Annotated in this window: 17 protein-coding genes; 11 read left to right on the forward strand and 6 right to left on the reverse strand. The window is 64.2% G+C overall.

Annotation, left to right across the window (positions count from 1 at the left end; all coding sequences use genetic code 11):
- Positions 1 to 30: 30 nt before the first annotated feature.
- The 5 genes from ACK41U_RS02870 to ACK41U_RS02890 are packed head-to-tail and all read left to right on the forward strand — an operon-like array spanning position 31 to position 4,030.
- On the forward strand, positions 31 to 1,305 hold the full coding sequence (locus tag ACK41U_RS02870; RefSeq protein WP_409675655.1) for an aromatic ring-hydroxylating oxygenase subunit alpha: 1,275 nt from the start codon (positions 31 to 33) through the stop codon (positions 1,303 to 1,305).
- The gene (locus ACK41U_RS02875; RefSeq protein WP_409675658.1) at positions 1,302 to 1,790 is read left to right on the forward strand and encodes an aromatic-ring-hydroxylating dioxygenase subunit beta; all 489 of its coding nucleotides are present in this window, start codon (positions 1,302 to 1,304) and stop codon (positions 1,788 to 1,790) included. Before ACK41U_RS02870 ends, ACK41U_RS02875 begins: the two co-directional genes overlap by 4 nt.
- Positions 1,790 to 2,551, forward strand: a complete 762-nt coding sequence (locus tag ACK41U_RS02880; protein WP_409675661.1) for an SDR family NAD(P)-dependent oxidoreductase — start codon at positions 1,790 to 1,792, stop codon at positions 2,549 to 2,551. The genes ACK41U_RS02875 and ACK41U_RS02880 overlap by 1 nt, the downstream gene beginning before the upstream one ends.
- Positions 2,548 to 3,522 (forward strand): PDR/VanB family oxidoreductase, encoded by a 975-nt coding sequence (locus ACK41U_RS02885; protein WP_409675664.1) that lies wholly within the window; start codon positions 2,548 to 2,550, stop codon positions 3,520 to 3,522. The genes ACK41U_RS02880 and ACK41U_RS02885 overlap by 4 nt, the downstream gene beginning before the upstream one ends.
- Before the next feature lie 16 nt (positions 3,523 to 3,538).
- Positions 3,539 to 4,030 carry a flavin reductase gene (locus ACK41U_RS02890; RefSeq protein WP_409675667.1) on the forward strand — a complete coding sequence of 164 codons (492 nt, stop codon included), beginning with the start codon at positions 3,539 to 3,541 and terminating at the stop codon, positions 4,028 to 4,030.
- Here the strand turns inward: ACK41U_RS02890 and ACK41U_RS02895 are convergent.
- The 3 genes from ACK41U_RS02895 to ACK41U_RS02905 all read right to left on the reverse strand — a co-directional run bounded on the left by ACK41U_RS02895 (position 4,027) and on the right by ACK41U_RS02905 (position 7,485).
- On the reverse strand, positions 4,027 to 4,449 hold the full coding sequence (locus ACK41U_RS02895) for a MarR family winged helix-turn-helix transcriptional regulator (protein ID WP_409675670.1): 423 nt from the start codon (positions 4,447 to 4,449) through the stop codon (positions 4,027 to 4,029). The genes ACK41U_RS02890 and ACK41U_RS02895 overlap by 4 nt on opposite strands.
- Before the next feature lie 194 nt (positions 4,450 to 4,643).
- Positions 4,644 to 6,014 carry an aminotransferase class III-fold pyridoxal phosphate-dependent enzyme gene (locus ACK41U_RS02900; protein ID WP_409675673.1) on the reverse strand — a complete coding sequence of 457 codons (1,371 nt, stop codon included), beginning with the start codon at positions 6,012 to 6,014 and terminating at the stop codon, positions 4,644 to 4,646.
- Between the two features lie 31 nt (positions 6,015 to 6,045).
- On the reverse strand, positions 6,046 to 7,485 hold the full coding sequence (locus tag ACK41U_RS02905; RefSeq protein WP_409675676.1) for an APC family permease: 1,440 nt from the start codon (positions 7,483 to 7,485) through the stop codon (positions 6,046 to 6,048).
- Positions 7,486 to 7,706: 221 nt separating this feature from the next.
- Here ACK41U_RS02905 and ACK41U_RS02910 point away from each other — a divergent pair, with 221 nt between their 5' ends.
- A complete protein-coding gene (locus tag ACK41U_RS02910) occupies positions 7,707 to 8,669 on the forward strand; it encodes an AraC family transcriptional regulator (RefSeq protein WP_409675679.1) in 963 nt (320 codons plus the stop codon).
- A gap of 89 nt (positions 8,670 to 8,758) precedes the next feature.
- Here the strand turns inward: ACK41U_RS02910 and repC are convergent, their stop codons facing one another.
- The 3 genes from repC to repA all read right to left on the reverse strand — a co-directional run bounded on the left by repC (position 8,759) and on the right by repA (position 12,202).
- Entirely contained in the window at positions 8,759 to 9,922 is a 1,164-nt protein-coding gene (repC, locus tag ACK41U_RS02915) for a plasmid replication protein RepC (protein WP_409675884.1), read from the reverse strand.
- Positions 9,923 to 10,106: 184 nt separating this feature from the next.
- Entirely contained in the window at positions 10,107 to 11,018 is a 912-nt protein-coding gene (gene repB, locus ACK41U_RS02920; RefSeq protein WP_409675682.1) for a plasmid partitioning protein RepB, read from the reverse strand.
- The gene (repA, locus tag ACK41U_RS02925; RefSeq protein ID WP_409675685.1) at positions 11,018 to 12,202 is read right to left on the reverse strand and encodes a plasmid partitioning protein RepA; all 1,185 of its coding nucleotides are present in this window, start codon (positions 12,200 to 12,202) and stop codon (positions 11,018 to 11,020) included. Before repA ends, repB begins: the two co-directional genes overlap by 1 nt.
- Positions 12,203 to 12,419: 217 nt before the next feature.
- Here repA and ACK41U_RS02930 point away from each other — a divergent pair, with 217 nt between their 5' ends.
- The 5 genes from ACK41U_RS02930 (at position 12,420) to ACK41U_RS02950 (ending at position 17,379) form a co-directional block, all read left to right on the forward strand.
- Positions 12,420 to 12,647, forward strand: a complete 228-nt coding sequence (locus ACK41U_RS02930; protein WP_409675688.1) for an AbrB/MazE/SpoVT family DNA-binding domain-containing protein — start codon at positions 12,420 to 12,422, stop codon at positions 12,645 to 12,647.
- Positions 12,637 to 13,032, forward strand: coding sequence for a PIN domain-containing protein (locus ACK41U_RS02935; protein WP_409675691.1), 396 nt, complete (start codon positions 12,637 to 12,639; stop codon positions 13,030 to 13,032). The genes ACK41U_RS02930 and ACK41U_RS02935 overlap by 11 nt, the downstream gene beginning before the upstream one ends.
- 913 nt (positions 13,033 to 13,945) lie before the next feature.
- Positions 13,946 to 15,541: an ABC transporter substrate-binding protein gene (locus ACK41U_RS02940; protein ID WP_409675694.1), complete on the forward strand. Its 1,596-nt coding sequence runs from the start codon at positions 13,946 to 13,948 to the stop codon at positions 15,539 to 15,541.
- A 52-nt stretch (positions 15,542 to 15,593) separates the two neighbouring features.
- A complete protein-coding gene (locus ACK41U_RS02945; protein WP_409675697.1) occupies positions 15,594 to 16,508 on the forward strand; it encodes an ABC transporter permease in 915 nt (304 codons plus the stop codon).
- A complete protein-coding gene (locus ACK41U_RS02950; protein WP_409675700.1) occupies positions 16,480 to 17,379 on the forward strand; it encodes an ABC transporter permease in 900 nt (299 codons plus the stop codon). Before ACK41U_RS02945 ends, ACK41U_RS02950 begins: the two co-directional genes overlap by 29 nt.

Consider the following 17,379-nt stretch of genomic DNA (forward strand, 5'->3'; position numbering starts at 1 on the left):
GACCCGGACCAGCCAAAGAAAGGACCGGCCATGTCGCTTGATATGCCACGCTTCAGTGACCTCGACAGCCTCTATTCCCCCGACGCCAAGGTGGCGACGGCGATGTACGAGGACCCCGACCTGTTCGCCCGCGAAATGGATCAGATCTTCCGCCGCACATGGGTCTGGGTCGCACATGACAGCGAATTCCCCGACAAGGGCAACTTCAGGCTGTCACAGGTCGGGCAGGAGCCGGTGATCGTGGTGCGCGACCGCAAGGGCGCGATCCATGTCATGGTGAACCGCTGCCGCCACCGTGCCGCCACCGTCTGCGAAGTCCGGAAGGGCAAGACCAGTTCGTTCCAGTGCCCCTATCACGGATGGGGTTACGGTCTGGACGGCAGCCTGCGCGCGGTGCCCTACCCCGAACAATATGGCGACGATTTCGACAAGGACCAGCACGGGCTGCTGCGCCTGCGGACCGAAAGCTATCACGGCATGGTCTTTGCGACGTTCAATGAGGATGCCGAACCACTGGTCGATTTTCTGGGCCCCGAGGTCTGCCGCTATATCGACCTGTTCATGAAGCAGGGCGGGGGCTTTCCCGTCAAGGTGTTGGGCGAACACCAGTTCAGCGTGCCGATGAACTGGAAAGTGCAGCTGGAAAACACCACCGACGCCTATCACTTTCCGGTCGTGCACAAGTCGTTCATGCAGACGCTGGACGGCGCCACCGAAGAGATGTTCGAGTTTCTGGAGACCGGCAAAGGGTTCGTCGAGGATCTGGGCAACGGCCATTCGGTCATGGTGATGATCCCTGAACTGGTCGATCTGGACGACAATCCCGACGCGCCCGTGCCCGACCGCTTTGCCTCTCTCGCGCAGGAATTGCGGGATGAGGGCTACCCCGAGGATCAGGTCCGCCGCATCGTGCGCGCCGTCGGTGGCGCCGGGTTCAACCTGAACCTGTTTCCCAACGTCTCACTCAGCCTCGCGTTCTTTCGCGTGCTGACCCCGGTGGCGGTGGACAAGACCGACATCCGCCATATCGCACTGGGGATGGACGGGGGCCCGGCTGCGGCCAACCGCGCCCGCCTGCGCCTGCACGAACATTTTCAGGGGCCGATGGGCTTTGGCTCGCCCGATGATGCGGAGGTGTGGGAACGCGTGCAGCGCGGCACCCGCGGTGGCGACACCCTGCCCATCCTCGTCAATCGCGGGCTGGTGGATGAACAGCCGGGCACCGCAGGCCCGCGCGGCCATATCAGCGCCGAAACGGGCATGCGCGCAGCCTATCACATGTGGAAAAGGATGATGTCGGCATGACGATGACCATCGACCGGACCGCCCTTCTGGCGGATGTGCAGGCCTTTCTGTGGGCCGAGGCGGACCTGCTGGACCGCCGGAATTATGACGGCTGGCTGGCGCTGTGGCTGCCCGAGGGGCATTACACCATGCCCATCGGCGACACCGAGGATTTCGACAACGCCCTGAACCTGTGCCATGACGACGACAAGATGCGGCGTGACCGGATCGGTCGTTTTCAGCAGGGGTTCTCGATTTCGTCGGCACCCCCGGCGCTGACCGTGCGCACGGTGTCGCGGATCGTGCTGGATCAGGTGCAGGGCGACCGGGTGACGGTGCGCAGCTCGCTGCATCTGGTGGAAAGCAAGTTCGGGCGCCAGCGCCTGTGGGCCGGCGACGTGACCCATGCTCTGGCCGGCGGTCCCGGCGATTTCCGCATCCGCGACAAGGTCGTGCGGCTTCTGAACTCTGACGGGATGCTGAATTCGTTCAGCTATCTGTTCTGATGCGGCCGCTTCCTGACAGGATCCAGACCGCCGTGGTGACCGGCGGCGCGCGGGGCCTTGGTGCACAGATCGTGCGCGCCCTGCACATGGCGGGATTCCGCGTGGTGATCGCAGATATTGATCCGGGCGAGGATGGCGCGGCTCTGGCCTCGTCCCTTGATCTGGCGGGCGAGACCGCCGTGACCGCAACGCTGGACGTGACGCGCGCGGACGATTTCCAGACCGTGCTGGACCGCTGCACCGAACGGTGGGGCGGGGTCGAGGTGCTGGTCAACAACGCCGCCAGAACCGCCGTTCAACCGGTGCTCGAGATCGACCCGGCCGAATTCAACGCCGTCATGGCCGTCAATGCCGGGGGCACCTTTGCGGGCAGCCAGATCTTCGGGCGCCATTTCCGCGACCGGGGCTATGGGCGCATCGTCAACCTCGCCTCGCTGGCCGGGCAGAATGGCGGGACAGCGACGGGCGCGCATTACGCGGCCTCGAAAGGGGCGATCCTGACGCTGACCAAGGTCTTTGCGCGCGATCTGGCGCCGTTCGGGGTGACCTGCAATGCGATCGCACCGGGACCCATGGACACGCCCATGGTCCGCGCCGTGATCGGCCCCGAGCGGATGGCCGCGGCGCTGGCCGGTATCCCGGTCGGGGCCCTGGGCGATCCGTCCGTTGTGGCCGATCTTGTGGTGCTTCTGGCCGGACCGGGCACGGGCTTTGTCACCGGCGCCTGCTGGGACGTGAATGGCGGGATATATATGCGATGACCCAACCTGTGACCGGGGCCATGACCCTGACCGTGACCGACCGCATCGAAGAGCCGGGCAACATCATCCGCCTGCGCCTGAAGGCCGCCGATGGCGGGCCCCTGCCCGTCTTTACCGCTGGCGCGCATCTGGACCTGCATCTGACCGGCGACGGGCTGGATCTGTGGCGGCAATATTCGCTGTGTTCCGATCCCGCGCAGGGCGGGTTCTATGAAATCGGCGTGCTGCGCGATCCGGCCTCGCGCGGCGGGTCCGAGGCCGTTCATCGCCTGGCACTTGCCGGGGCGGCGCTGACTGTCGAAGGCCCGCGCAACCATTTCCCGCTGACCGAGGATGCGGCCGGGACACATCTGTTCGCGGGTGGCATCGGGGTGACGCCGATGCTGTCCATGGCGGCGCGGCTGCACAGGCTGGGGCGCGATTTCGTGCTGCATTACTGCACCCGTTCCAGCGGCGTCACAGCCTTTCGCCAGATGATCGCCGCCGCCCCCTGGGGGGATCGCGTGATCTTTCATCACGACGATGCACCCGAAACCCGGCTGGATCTGACCCGCGACCTGCCCCGACCCGATCCCGGCACGCATCTGTATGTCTGCGGGCCACAGGGATTCATGGACTGGATCATCGGAGCCGCCGAAGCGGCGGGCCATCCGGTATCTCATGTGCATCGGGAATATTTCGCCTCGGATGTTGACGGCTCGGGCGACAGCTTTCAGGTTGTGGCACAGAGGTCCGGCGTGACGGTCACGGTCGGCCCGCAGGACAGCATCGCAAAGGCGCTGGCCCGCGCTGGTGTCAGGATCGAGGTGAAATGCGAGGAAGGCGTCTGCGGCACCTGCGTGACCGACGTGCTGGCGGGCGACCCCGATCACCGCGACCGCTTTCTGACGCAGGACGAGCGCGACGAGGGCTGCATGATCTGCGCGTGCTGTTCGCGCGCCACGACCGCCACCCTTGTGCTGGACATCTGAGGAAAAGGACCGCCCCATGAGCCCCACCCCCGAACAGCAGCGCTTCCGCGACGGCATGAGCCGCCTTGGCGCCGCCGTCAACCTTGTCACGACCGACGGCCCTGCGGGACGGCACGGGATTACCGTCAGCGCCGTCTGCTCGGTCACCGACAGCCCGCCCACGCTGCTGGTCTGCATCAACCGCAATGCCTTTGCCCATGATGCCGTGCGCACCAATGGCGTTGTCTGCGTGAATGTTCTGACCGGCGCGCATCGCGACCTGTCGATGGCCTTTGCCCGCTGGACCGGGGCGGATCGCTTTGCCGGTGCGCGCTGGCAGACACTGGCCACCGGCGCACCTGTGCTGGAAGACGCCGCCGTGGCCTTTGACTGCCGGATCACCGATTGCCGCGATACCGGCACCCATGCGGTGCTGTTCTGCGAGATCGCGGCCACCCATCTGCCCGAAATCTCGGAGGGCGGGCTGATCTGGTATGACCGCGCCTTTCATCCGCTGGAGGCGCGCTAGATCCCGTTCAGCCGGGTCAGCACCTTTTCCAGATGTGCGTTCAGTGTCGCCAGCTCGGCCGGGGTGATGCCGACAAAGGACGCCGCAAGGATCTGCTCCGCCTCGGCCATGGCGCTGGCACATTTGTCGCGGCCGCGTTCGGTCAGCCTGACCTCGGTCACGCGGCCGTCGGTGGGGCGCGTGCGGGTTTCGACCAGATCGTCCGCGATCATGCGCTGGATGACCTTGGTGGCCGTGTTCAGCTTCATCACGCCGAATTCGGCAATCTCGGAGACGCTGAGATGGTCGGATTCGTGCAGCGACACCAGAACCCGCCAGCGCGGCATGTCCAGCCCGATCAGCTTCAGACGGCTTTCCAGCACCTCGACATAGCGGGCATTGATGCGCGACACCCAGTAAAAGGGCCAGTTCTGCTTCATGAAACGCTCGTGCCCGGTGACCTGGGATGCGAGCGAGGCTGAGGTCGTCCGTGTCGTCATGCTGTTCCGCCGATGCGCAAGGGGCGCGGCGGGACAAGCCCGGCCGACGCCCGCAATTTGCGTGAAAACTAACGCATCTTCATCCGGCTGCACAAGCGGTCAGCGACCCGGCAGCATCCTGCCGGGTCCAAAGATTAAGCCTCGGCGTCGATCCGGGCAAAGGCATGGGTCAGCGCCTCGATCAGGATACCGATCTCGGTCTCGGTGATCACCAGCGGCGGCGACAGGATGATCGTCGATCCGGCGGGCCGGACCATCGCACCCTTGTCGCGGGCATAGGCGGCCACACGCTCGGCCAGACCGTTTGCGGGGTCAAGCGGCTGGCGGGTGGTCTTGTCGGCCACCAGATCAATGCCGACCATCAGCCCCTTGCCGCGCACCTCGCCCACGATGCCGGACGTCTCGGCCAGATGCGCCAGCCCTGCAATCAGCGTGGCCCCCTGACGGGCGGCGTTGGCGGGCAGGTTCTCGCGCTCGACAATCTCCAGCGCGGCCAGCGCGGCGGCACAGGCCAGCGGGTGACCGGTCGAGGTATAGCCGTGCATGACAAACCCCTCGGGCGACATGCCCTGATACCATGCCTGCGCCACGCGGCGGTTCAGCACCGTCGCACCCAGCGGCACGTAGCCCGAGGTGATGCCCTTCGCCAGACACATGATGTCGGGCCTGACGCCCCAGCCCCGCGCCCCGAACATCGCGCCGCTGCGACCAAAGCCCGTCACAACCTCGTCCGAGATCAGCAGGACGCCATAGCGGTCACAGATCTCACGGATACGCGGCCAGAAGCAGGCGGGCGGCACGATGACGCCACCTGCGCCCTGCACGGGTTCCGCGATAAAGGCCGCAACGCTGTTCGGTCCCTGATGCAGGATCTCGCGCTCCAGCAGCGTTGCGATCTGCGCGGACAGGGCCGCCGGGTCTTCGGTATAGGGGTTGCGATAGGTCCAGGGCGTGTCGATCTGCGTGCAGCCCGGCAGCAGCGGACCATAAGAGTTGCGGTAATAGGCCGAGCCGTTCACCGACACGCCACCGAAATGCACCCCGTGATAGCCGTTCTTCATCGAGATGAACTTGTAGCGGCCCGGCTCACCGATCAGCTGGAAATACTGCCGCGCCAGCTTCAGCGCGGTTTCCACCGCATCCGAGCCATTGGCGCTGAACAGCACCTTGTCGGCCTCTTCCTCGGCGGCCATGGCGCAGACCCGCGCCGACAGTTCGATCGACGGCGCAGTCGTGGTCCCCGCGAACGAGGAGTAATAGCTGATGCGGTCCATCTGGGCGATGATCGCCTCTTTGACCTCGGGGCGGTTGTGACCCACGTTCACGTTCCACAGCCCGCCGATGCCATCGACAAAGCGATTGCCGTCGATATCGGTGACATAGCAGCCTTCGCCGCCCGTGATGATCTGCGGCGGATGGGCGGCCGAGATCTGCGGGTGGATCATCGGGTGAAACTGATGGCGCGCATTGTTTTCGCGCAGAAAATTGTCGCGGCTGTCCAGCATGGGATGTCCTTTCAGAGAATGGGGGCGCGCGTCAGTCAAAGACGCGGCCAAGAGAGGCATAGAGGTCGGGCCGGTTCGCCCGGATGCCGCGCGCCAGCGCGACCCCGCCCAGACCCGTCAGCACCACCAGAAGCGGCAGGCCCTGCACCAGCGGATGGTCCGATCCGGTCAGCAGATCGAGGTTCAGTGCCACCAGCCCCAGCACAGCCAGCAGCCCGGCCAGCGCGACGCCGGGAAAGACCAGCGTGACAAAGACCGAATGGCCATGGCCCGGCGCGCGGCGGAAATACAGGATCACCGCCAGCGAAACCATCGCCTGCACCGCCAGAATGCCCAGCACGGCCAGCCCCGACATCCAGCCAAAGACAACGGCGTAAGGGTCGGCGCCCGCCAGGGCGAAGGCGGTCAGCAGCGCCGCCGCCGACAACGACTGGACCATACCCGCCGCCACCGGAGAGCCGTGGCGCGGATGTACGCGGGCCAGCGGCGCGGGCAGCAGCCCCTCGCGGCCGAGGGCAAAGACATAGCGGTTCAGCGTGTTGTGAAAGGACAGCACGCAGGCAAACAGCGACAGCAGCAGCAGCCCGTTCATGGCCGTGACCGACCATCCACCCAGCACCTGCTGGGCTGCGGCGAAATAGAGCGTGTCGAGCCCCGCTTCGGCCACCGCCTGAATCTGCGAGGGGCCATAGAACTGCACGATGGCCCAGGTCGAAAAGGCGTAAAAGCCGGTGATCAGCAGGACGGCGGCAAAGGTGGCGCGCGGAATGGTCCGGTCGGGATCGCGGGCCTCTTCTCCGAAGATCGCGGTCGATTCAAAGCCGATGAAGGACCCGATCACAAAGATCAGCGCCACGCCAAGACCCGGCGCGATGACCACGGACGGGGCGAAGGATGACAGATCAAGCCCCTCGGGGCCGCCACCGCCCAGCAGGATGGCGACATTGAGGGCCAGCAGGATCAGCACCTCAAGGATCATCACCGTGCCGAGGATACGCCCCGAAAAGCCGATATTGCGCCGCCCCGCCAGATGCACCAGCACCAGCGCGGCCAGCGACCAGACGAACCACGGCGCATCGACCCCGATCCCGGCCATGGCCCCGGCCGAGAACACGCCGAACAGCGCATAGACCGCGCATTGCACCGAACTATAGGTCAGAAGCGCGATCATCGCGCCGCCGACCCCGGCAGGCTTGCCGATCCCCTGCGTGATATAGGTGTAGAACGCCCCGGCCCCGCCGACATGGCGGCTCATGGCGGTAAAGCCTGCCGAGAAGATGACATAGAGCAGCCCCGCCAGCACGAAGGCGCCCGGCACGCCGGGGCCATTCCCGAAGGCGAAGGCCACCGGTGACGCGCCAACCACAGCGGTCAGGGGCGCGGCAGCAGCGACAACGAAAAATACGATATGCGTCAGTCCGATCGAGTTGCGGGCCAGACCGCCCTCATCCGCGCTGCGGGCATGTGACATTTCCAAACTCCCTGTTTCGTCTTTTTGTCACAGCAGGATGACAGCAACGCGCGTCTGACCAATTGCCGAGCGCGCCATTTTTGCGATAATTTACGCCAGAGGATCAGAAAGGCCGCCGACCGATGAACGCCGCAGCGCAGCATGCAGATGAGTCAGGCCACCCGCAGATCAGGGCCGCAGCACTTGCCCCATTATCCGCCTTTACTGCCTCATCAGCAGGCATGAGCGCCGATGATCTGGGCAGATACGGGCTGATGGCAGCAGATTTATCAGACCCTTATGCGCTGCTGCCTCTGGCGCGTTATGTCGCCACCTTCGAAGATCTGGCCCGGCATCTGAACCTCCCGGATCTGGGGCTGCGCGTCGGCACGAACATCCGCGCCGCCGATCTGGGGCCGATGGGTGTGCTGTTTTCGCTGTCCCCCACCCTGCGCAAGGGCTTTACGCGCCTGTCGGCTCATGTCCGCGCGCTGCAGGGCGGCACGCAGAGCAGCGTCTTCGAGGTGGGCTCTGATCTGGTCTGGACCTATCGCATCGCGGATCTGTCGATCTGGCCGCGGCGGCAGGATGCGGAATACACGCTGGCGGCGGTCTGCCAGCTCGTCCGCAGCGGCTTTTCGCCCGGCTGGACCCCACAGGAGATCCATCTGGAACATGCCGAGGCAGGCCACCGCCCCCTGCTGAGCCGCGTCTTTCGCGCGCCCGTCCTGTTCGGGCAATCGGCCAACCGGATCGTGCTGGACGCCGCCTCTGCCGACCGCATCCATCGCAGCGAGGATACCGGGCTGACCCGCATTCTGGAACGCCACATTGCCGATCTGACCCGCAACGCCCCCCGCCCCGAAGGCGTCGTCGGTCAGGTGCGCCAGTTGATCGGTCCGATGCTGGGCCAGCGTCCGGTGACGCTGACCGCGCTGGCGCAGGAACTGCGCATGTCGCCGCGCAGCCTGCAGCGCCATCTGGCCGGTCAGGGCACCAGCCTGCGCGCCCTGCTGCGCGCGCATCGCGAAGAGCTGGCCGGGATCCAGATGCGCGAGGGCGGGCAACGCGTCGCCGACATCGCCAGCGCGCTGGGTTATGCGGACGGCACAGTGCTGCGCCGCGCCATGCGAAGCTGGACCGCAGAGGACGGAACGGTCCCGCCGCACACCCTGCGCAGGGGCGCACCCATCACTGACGAATGACGCCCAGGGGCCAGCCGGTTGCAGGCTCGCAGCGATCACTGGTTCAGCGGCAGAACGCGCCCGTCCATCGAGTTGACAGCTGTCAACCATCAGACCTGCCGCCGGTTTTCACAACGCAGCAAGGCCATGACCATCGGTCCCGGAGAGAACCCCTGCCCTTCTGCCTTGTCCGTCAGGCTACGAAGATATCCGCCGGGACGCAGGATGGTGTCGTGTCGTTGCAGGATGCAGGCCAATGTGACCGCAGCACTTTCCCGCCCCATGATGCGGCACGCACGTCGCCACGCGTCCAGCGTGATCCCCAGCATTGGCCGCACCAGATCGGCAGTCTCTACCAGATCGTCCCATGTGCGGATGGCATCAGGGGCATAGTCGCAGATATCCGGCGCAGCTTTTAGCACCAGGCCAAGCGGAATGCTCTGCGCCGCCGCCTTCCTTTCCTCATCGCCTTCTTCAGATTCAAAGCAATCTTTATTTGAACTCTGATGGTGGCGCTCAATTTGGCTGACACTGCCGCTCATTTCAGGTGTTTCGGTTGCTTCCGCTGGGGCGATGAGGGCCTGTGCACGGGTGGTCAGCAGGCGGATGCCCTGCTCCAGCCGTTGCAGCTGCGACAGGTCCAGCTTGCGCCGAAGACAGCGTTGGAGCTCCGCGCAGGCCTTCTTCAGGTCCGCCCAGTCTGCGGTGATCTGCTCAGTGCCCCAGATCACCAGTTTCGTCAGGTCGCGCAGACCGATCACGACGGTCTCGCGCTGCCCGCGCAGTTCATCGGCGGCGTTCCGGGCCTCGTCAGCCTTCATGGCGATCTCAGCGGCCCGCAGCGCGAGAGGGCGCAGATCAAACCCAAAGGCGCGGTCGATCCTGCCGCCTGCGCCCCGGCGGGCATAGCGTTTGCCATTCGGGCTGTCGCGCCGCAGGATCAGCCCGGATTGCACCAGCGCCGCGATGTGACGACGTAACGTGCTTTCGGGCATGCCATGCGCACGATCCGACAGGGTCGCATTGGACGGGAACACGATCAGAGCCGCGTCGTCGGACAGCTGGGCCGCAGGATGACAGGACAGCAGCGCCGCCAGCACAACCAGATCGCGGTCGCTGACCCCAAAGGACCGGCGCGCGACGGTCAGATCCCGCAGCACGGCCCATTTGTCGCAAGCCTGCACCGGGGCAGGGGCCTCGGCCAGCGCGTGGGTTGCCAACAGGCCAGCCGTCACCGGTTGCCGCCCAAAGGGCGTCATTGAAATATGCCTCATGTGATCATCACAGGGTAAAAACCATCGGTCGCCCGACAGGACGCTGTTGACAGCTGTCAACGAAAGCCGCTATCTTCGAGGTGCGAGTTCGAGAAGCGGCCCTTCGGGATGTATGTCCTGAGGGGCTTTTCTTTTGGTCTGTCCCGTCGTGCCTCCTTGTTTTTTCCTGCTCGTCTTCGCGCCGTTACCGGTTCTTGTCTGACCAGTCGCGGTGAAGGTCTTCGATGTGATCAACCAGCCAGTCGGCAAAGGCCCGACCCTGGCCGGACAGCTCGATCACGGTTTTTCCTTTTGATTTCCGGGCATGGCCCAGGGCACGACCGTCTGCTGTCTGCAGCGGTCGGGCGTCAGTCGCTTGCCTGGGCTGTGCCAGCGCGGCCAGCACGGCCAGAAAGCGCGCGTCGGAATCCGGCCCCTTGGCCGCCGCGATCAGCGCTTCGGGCGCGTGGCCCTGCGCCTTGTCGGCCAATGCCAGCCAGCGGTCGCGGCCCGCGGCGGGTGCGGCGCCGATGGCGCGAATCAACCCGGCAGGCAGAGCGTCAACAATCGACAACATCCGCGAAATCACCGTCTTGTCGATCGACAGGGCATCGCAGATGACCTTGCGGTCATAGCCGCCCTGCTGCATCTGGGCCGCGAAATTGGCCTTTTCGATAAAGCTCAGATCCTTGCGGGCGCTGTTTTCCTGACCCTGCGCGATGACCAGATCGTGGTCGTTCAGGTTGCGCACCATCGCCTTGACGGGCAGCCGCAACTCTTTGAGGGCCTGCACGCGCCTGCGACCAAAGACGATGTCGAACCGCCCGTCTTGGGTGGCGCTGTGGCGCAGCAGCACCGGAACCTGCTGGCCGTATTCCGAAATCGAGGCCTTCAGCGCCTCGATCCCGTCGGGGTCGGCGTCCAGCCGGTCGCTGAGACCCGCCATGTCGATCATCTCGGCCGGAACCTCGACCAGCGCGCGCGACTTCAGATCGGCGATGGACTGGCTGACCGCCCCAATCGCGCCGCGCTGCGAGCGGGGCAGGGCGGCAGCCGGGGGTTCCTGACCCGCAGGGGCCTGAGCCATCAGATCCTTGAGCAGATTCTTGCGTGCCATCAGCGTCCTCCCCGGCCCCATGCGGCCTGTATCAGGCCCTCGATCTCGCCGTTGACGGCGTTCAGGCTTTCCATCGCGCGTTCATAGGTGCCGCGCGTGAACTGGCTTTTCTCGACCTCGTAGAGGGTCTGCTTGGTAATGCCCGCATCCGAAATTGCCGTTGATTTCAACACCGGATGGTTCAGCACATGATCCCCGAACAGCGACCGCATGAAACTGACCATCTGGTTCTGCGGCCCGTCGCCGGGCTCGTATCGGGTCACGACATAGCGCAGCCAGTCATAGGTCATGTCGCCCCCCGCCTCGGCCACGACGCCCAGCAGGTTCGAGGTCATCAGCAGGAACTGGCACATCGACATCACGTCCAGCATCTGCGGATGCACCGTCACAAGAATGGCGGTGGCGGCAGACAGCGCGGACATGGTCAGAAACCCCAGTTGCGGCGGACAGTCGATCACGACCACATCATAATCATCCTGAACCTCGGCCAGCTTGTCGCCAATCCGGGTAAAGAAAAGATGACCGGACCGTTCCATCAATGCGCGGGGGGTGTCGTGTTCAAACTCCATCAGGTCCAGATTGCCGGGAATCAGGTCCAGATTGGTGAAATACGTCTGCTGGATCACGCGGCGCAACGGCACCGGATCGTCATAGCGGATCGCGTCATAGAGGGTGCCGCCGTCCAGCAGGTCAAACTCGGGCTGAAAACCGTGCAGCGCCGACAGGCTGGCCTGCGGGTCCAGATCAATCCCAAGCACGCGATAGCCGTCCAGCGCCAGTTTCTGCGCCAGATGGGCCGCCGTGGTGGTCTTGCCCGAGCCGCCCTTGAAGTTGATCACGGCAATGACCTGCATATGGTCGCCCGCGCGCCGCCCCGGCAGATAGGTGCCCGGACTTTTCGCCCCTTTTTCAAGCATTTCGCGCAGCGCCTGAATGTCAGCGGGCGAATAATAGCGCCGCCCCCCGGCCCGCGTCTCGGGCGAGGGGCCGCGCCCGTCAAGGCTCAGCTTGCGCAGATAGGCATCCTTGACCCCCAGCAGGTCAGCCACCTCGCCCGAGGTGAATTTGCGCAATTCCCGCCGTGCATCGGGCGGAAACAGCTGGGCGCGATGGGCTTGCAGACGCTCTGACAGGCGTGCAGCATGGTCGCCGACCAGCTGGTCGATCCGTTCTTGTACTCTCATTCCGAATCTGCCCGATGGTGTTACGCTTTGCGGCGTCTTATTCTGTTTGTTCCGTAAGTAAAACGCAGTCCATCGATTCCTGCAATAGATTTTGACATCTCCGTGTTCTGACCCGCGGCAGGCGGATGGCATGCCCGGGGCGCAGAGACTGGCGCTTGCATTCGCGGCGGCGATGATCTACATTCCAAAATGGATATACACCACATCGGAGACGCAGATGCAGGTCGCAAAATGGGGCAATTCGCTGGCCGTTCGCCTGCCTGCGGAACTGGTCCGGGATATGGGTCTGAAGGAGGGCGATCAGATCGACCTGCTGCCCGACGACGGCCCTCTCAGAATCCGGCGTCTTCCCCGCGCCGACGAAGTGCTGGACGGGCTGCGGCGCTTTCGCGGCAGGCTGCCCGCCGCCGACCGGCTAGGCCGCGACGCCGCGCATGAGCGCTGAATTCGTCGATACGAATGTCGTTCTCTATCTGCTGGACGACGGCCCCAAGGCCGACCGCGCCGAGGAAATTCTGGCGCGCGGCCCCCGCATCAGCGTGCAGGTGCTGAACGAGGCGATGGTGAATTGCCGTCGCAAGGCCGGACTTGACTGGGATGAAACCGCAAGCTTTCTGGCCGGGGTGCGGGCGCTGTGCCCGGTCGAGGATCTGAGCCTGCGCACGCATGAGGTCGGTCGCGCGCTGGCCGAGCGTTACGGGTTTTCGGTCTATGACGCGATGATCGTCGCGGCAGCCCTGATCGCCGGATGCACGACCCTGTGGACCGAGGACATGCATGCGGGCCTGCTGGTCGAAGGACAGCTGCGGCTGATCAATCCCTTCGCATGACGGTTGTCTCGGCCAGCAGCCCCAGCCTCACAGCCCTCTCCAGCAGCATCCTGACGGACGAGGGCTGCCAGCTTGTCCGCCCGCGCGGGGTGCGTTCTCGCATGGCTTCCAGCCGCGCGCAGATCGCCCGCAGATTTCAGGGTCTGCACCCGGGGCAGGGGGCTGATCCTCGGTCGAGACGCGGGCATAGCCGATCCGGGGCATGGGGAGGGCGTCTTTGCAATTTGTGATGCCGTCAATAAACGACCGTTTGTAAAATGATGCAAGGCCCGGTGCTGTGGCTTTGCTGACGCGAGATTCCTGCGCCTGCTGGTGTTGGGCATCGCAGGGCGTCGGTGCAGAGCATCCGCCGCGATGTTCGGGAGGCGGGCAAAAAATGCCATCTAAGAAACCCGGAGGTAACAATCAAAATTAGTTAATTATGATGATATGGCAGATAATATATTTGATTATATAGACAATCAGACAGGAACGGTTGTTTCGCAAGACAAGCCCTCCGGGGGATCTGGACGTCCTCTGGTTCCCACGTCTTGCCCCTGTCGAACCGGATCTGCTGCCCGGCCCCGGAGCGACGGAACCCGATGAGGCCGCCGACTGCCGGCAGGCCGATGCGGCGGGCGGCGACCGCTTCCCGGACGCAGTAAGCGACGAATGCTGTCCGCGCCCGGCACCCGAAAGTCATCCGCGGATCGCGCGGCGGCAGCCTTGTCTTTGCCAATCGTCAGGAATGGTTCAAACACCGGGAAGTCGGCCATAAGCCATGCAATTTTCTTATTACGACAGTCCCGGTTCGTCTTTGTGCTGCACGCGAATAGATGCAAACTGGATCTATCGGACCGGCGAAACGCACGGCCAGAACATTGAACCAAGAACCGAATAGCGGTCAAACCATCGTCCTAAACAGGGAGCAAACATGTCTCACATCCGTTCGGCCACTCGCCGGGCTTTGATGGCCTGCGCCATCACGTCCGTCATCTGCATCGGAACCGCCGCCGCGCAGAATGTTGTCGTGGCCATTGATCCCGGTTCGGCGGAGTCAAACCTTTATTGGGAAACAATCGGGGGGCTGATTCCGCCGAACATGCAGTCGCTGGTCGGCAACGATCCCGTGACCGGCGTCTATGATACCTCGGCTCTGGCCGAATCCTGGGAGCATAACGACGATTTCACGCGCTGGACGTTTCGCATCAAGCCGGATGCGGTCTTCAGCGGCGATTGGGGACCCGTCACTGCTGCGGATGTCGTCCACAGCGCAGCGCTGCATGTCGGGGACGATTCACGGCTCAGTGGCATCCAGAGCCTTCGGGCTGCCACCGTCACCGCCGAGGACGACCGCACGGTCCATTTCGATCTGCCTGCACCGGACCCGGACTTTCTGTTCCTGCATGGCGGACGCGCGGTTCTGGTGATCTATTCCAAGGCCCAATATGACGCCGAGGGACTTGACGGCTATGTCCGCAACCCTGCTGGCAGCGGGCCGTTCACATTTGTCAGCCGCGATCTTGGCAATACCTTGAACTATGCCGTCAACAAGGACCATTGGAGCGGCATGTCCGCGGATTACGACACGCTGGAACTGCGCTTTGTCGGTGAGGCCGCCACCCGGCTGGCCATGCTGTTGGCAGGCGAGGCCGATATCGCCAGCTTGCCCCGTGAATTGCAGCCCGAGGCAGAAGGGCAGGGGCATCAGACAATCAGTTCGGCCCAAGCTTCGGTCCAGACCGCATTGGTGATGTCGGGACTGTTCATGGATCCCGAAGGTGCAGGCGCGCAGATGAACCTGCCGTGGCAGGATATCCGCATCCGCGAAGCGATGAACCGGGCGCTGGACCGCGAAGCGATGATCGACATTCTCTATGAGGGACGTGCCGAACCGCTGGTCGTCTTTTCCATGGACCCCCGCTTTGACGGATATGTACCTGAACTGGCCGGACGGCTCGAGGCGGAATACGGGTTTGATCCCGAACGCGCGCGCGAACTGCTGGCCGAGGCGGATTACCCTGCGGCCTTTCCGAACCCCGTGATTCCGATCGCCGCGACCGCTTTGGGCGGCAACCCCGAATTCGGGCTGATGGCCGAACTGGTGCAGGCGATGTTTGCCGATATCGGCCTGCAGACCGAGATCCGTGAGATGGACTGGCCGACGCTGCAGAACGCGCGTTTGGGCTTTGCCGCTGACTTTGTGCATCCGATGCGCAATGCGCCCGTGCGGCCCAACGGCATCGGGGTGCTGGCCTCGTATACCGAGCAGCTCAGCCCGGCCTACAGCATCGGCAGCAGCGAACTGAACGCGATGGGCGATGCTCTGATCCAGACGAATAGCCTGGACGAGCGCGCGACCCTGATCCGTGACATGTTTACCTATATCTTCGACAACCATGTCCACATGCCCATCGCAACCATCTCGGCCGAGATTGTCGTCAATCCCGAGCGGGTCGCCGGTTGGACCTTTCCGGGATCGTCCTCAAGTGGTTTCAGCCATTTCGAGCTGATTGACACCGCAGACTGACACGCCGCTGCCCGGACAGGCCAACCGGTCCGGGCATGCCACGGAGCAACTCATGCAACGCTTCTTTCTCATCAAGTCGGCCGAGGCGGCGATTGCCCTGTGGGTGATCACGATGATCGTTTTCGGACTGACCCATTTCTCCGGCAACCCGGTGGGCGCATTGCTGCCTGATGATGCCTCGCCCGAGCAGATCGCGTTTCTGGTTGCCAAGCTGGGCCTCGATCAGCCGATCCACATCCAGTATCTGCGCTTTCTGGGCAACGCCCTGCAGGGCGATTTCGGAATGTCGATGAAATGGCCGGGCGAATCCGCAATGGGGGTGGTGCTCAGCCGGCTGCCCGCGACACTGGTGCTTGGCGGGGTGGCAATGCTGATCAGCGTCGTGGTCGCGATCCCGCTTGGCGTCGCCTCGGCGGCGCGCAAGGGCACGCTGATTGACAGCATCGCGCAGGGCATCGCGCTGATCGGCCAGTCGATGCCCAGCTTCTGGCTGGGGATCATTCTGATCTGGGTGTTTGCAGTAGGTCTTGGCATGTTCCCGACTTCGGGCAGCGGGACATGGCTGCATCTGGTCCTGCCCGCGATTTCGATTGCGTGGTTCCAGATCTCGGCGCTGACGCGGCTGACCCGCTCGGCCATGCTGGAGGTGCTGGACGCCGAATACGTCAAGCTGGCGCGCGCCAAGGGCGTATCCGAGCCCGTGATCGTCTGGAAGCATGCGCTGCGGAACGCCGCTGTCGTACCGCTGACCTATTTCGGGGTTCTTGCAGGATCGGTGCTGACCGGTTCTGTCGTGATCGAGACCGTCTTTTCATGGCCGGGACTGGGCTGGACTGCCATCGAGGCGATCAAGGCCCGTGATTTCCCGGTCGTCCAGTCCGTCGTGATCGTCTTTGCGATCATCTTCATCCTCGCAAACCTTCTGGTGGATCTGCTTTATGCCTTTGTTGACCCCCGCATCCGCTGACCGCGCGGCCCCGGCAGCCCGCAAGCGGCGCAAGGCGATCCTGCGGCCGGGCGGCTATCCGGTCGTGCCGATTGCCATCCTGATGATCGCGCTGATCATCCCGGCGTTGTTTTCGCACTGGCTGGCGCCCTATGGCCCCGAGGCCACGGATCTGCGGGCCAGGCTGCGCCCCCCGGTGTTCTTCGGCGGTAGCTGGGATCACCCGTTCGGCACCGACAGGCTGGGCCGCGACATCCTCAGCCGGACGATGCACGGCGCATGGTATGCGCTGTCGATTTCCGCAGTGGGGATCTTTGTCGGCGTGGTGATCGGCTCGGCGCTTGGCCTTGTCGCGGGATACTTCCGTGGCTGGTGGGATACGATCATCATGCGGCTGGTGGATATCTCTCTGGCGCTTCCGGCCATGCTGCTGGCGCTGGCGCTGGCTGCGTTGTCGGGGCCCAGCTTTCAGTCGGTCATCATCGTCGTGGCCTTCGTGCTGTGGGCCTATTTCGCCCGGCAGGTCCGGGCCGAGGTGCTGGGACTGCGCGAACGTGACTTTGTGGCCCGGGCCGTGGTCGCGGGCAGCTCGCACCTGGCCATTCTGCGGCGGCATATCCTGCCCAATGTCGTCAACACCATCGTCGTTCTGGCGACCCTTCAGGTCGGCATCGTCATCACGTTGGAGGCATCGCTCAGCTTTCTGGGCATCGGCATTCCGCGACCGACCCCGACGTGGGGGCTGATGGTGGCAGATGGGCGTCAGTTGCTGACCAGCGCGTGGTGGATCTCGTTCTTTCCGGGCGTGGCAATCGTGCTGACCGTGCTGTCTGTCAATCTGTTCGGTGACTGGCTGCGCGAAAAGATCGACCCGAAATCAAGGAAAGTCTGA

The organism is Paracoccus sp. (in: a-proteobacteria) (genome assembly GCF_046289755.1).
In the GTDB taxonomy this organism is placed as follows: Bacteria; Pseudomonadota; Alphaproteobacteria; order Rhodobacterales; family Rhodobacteraceae; genus Paracoccus.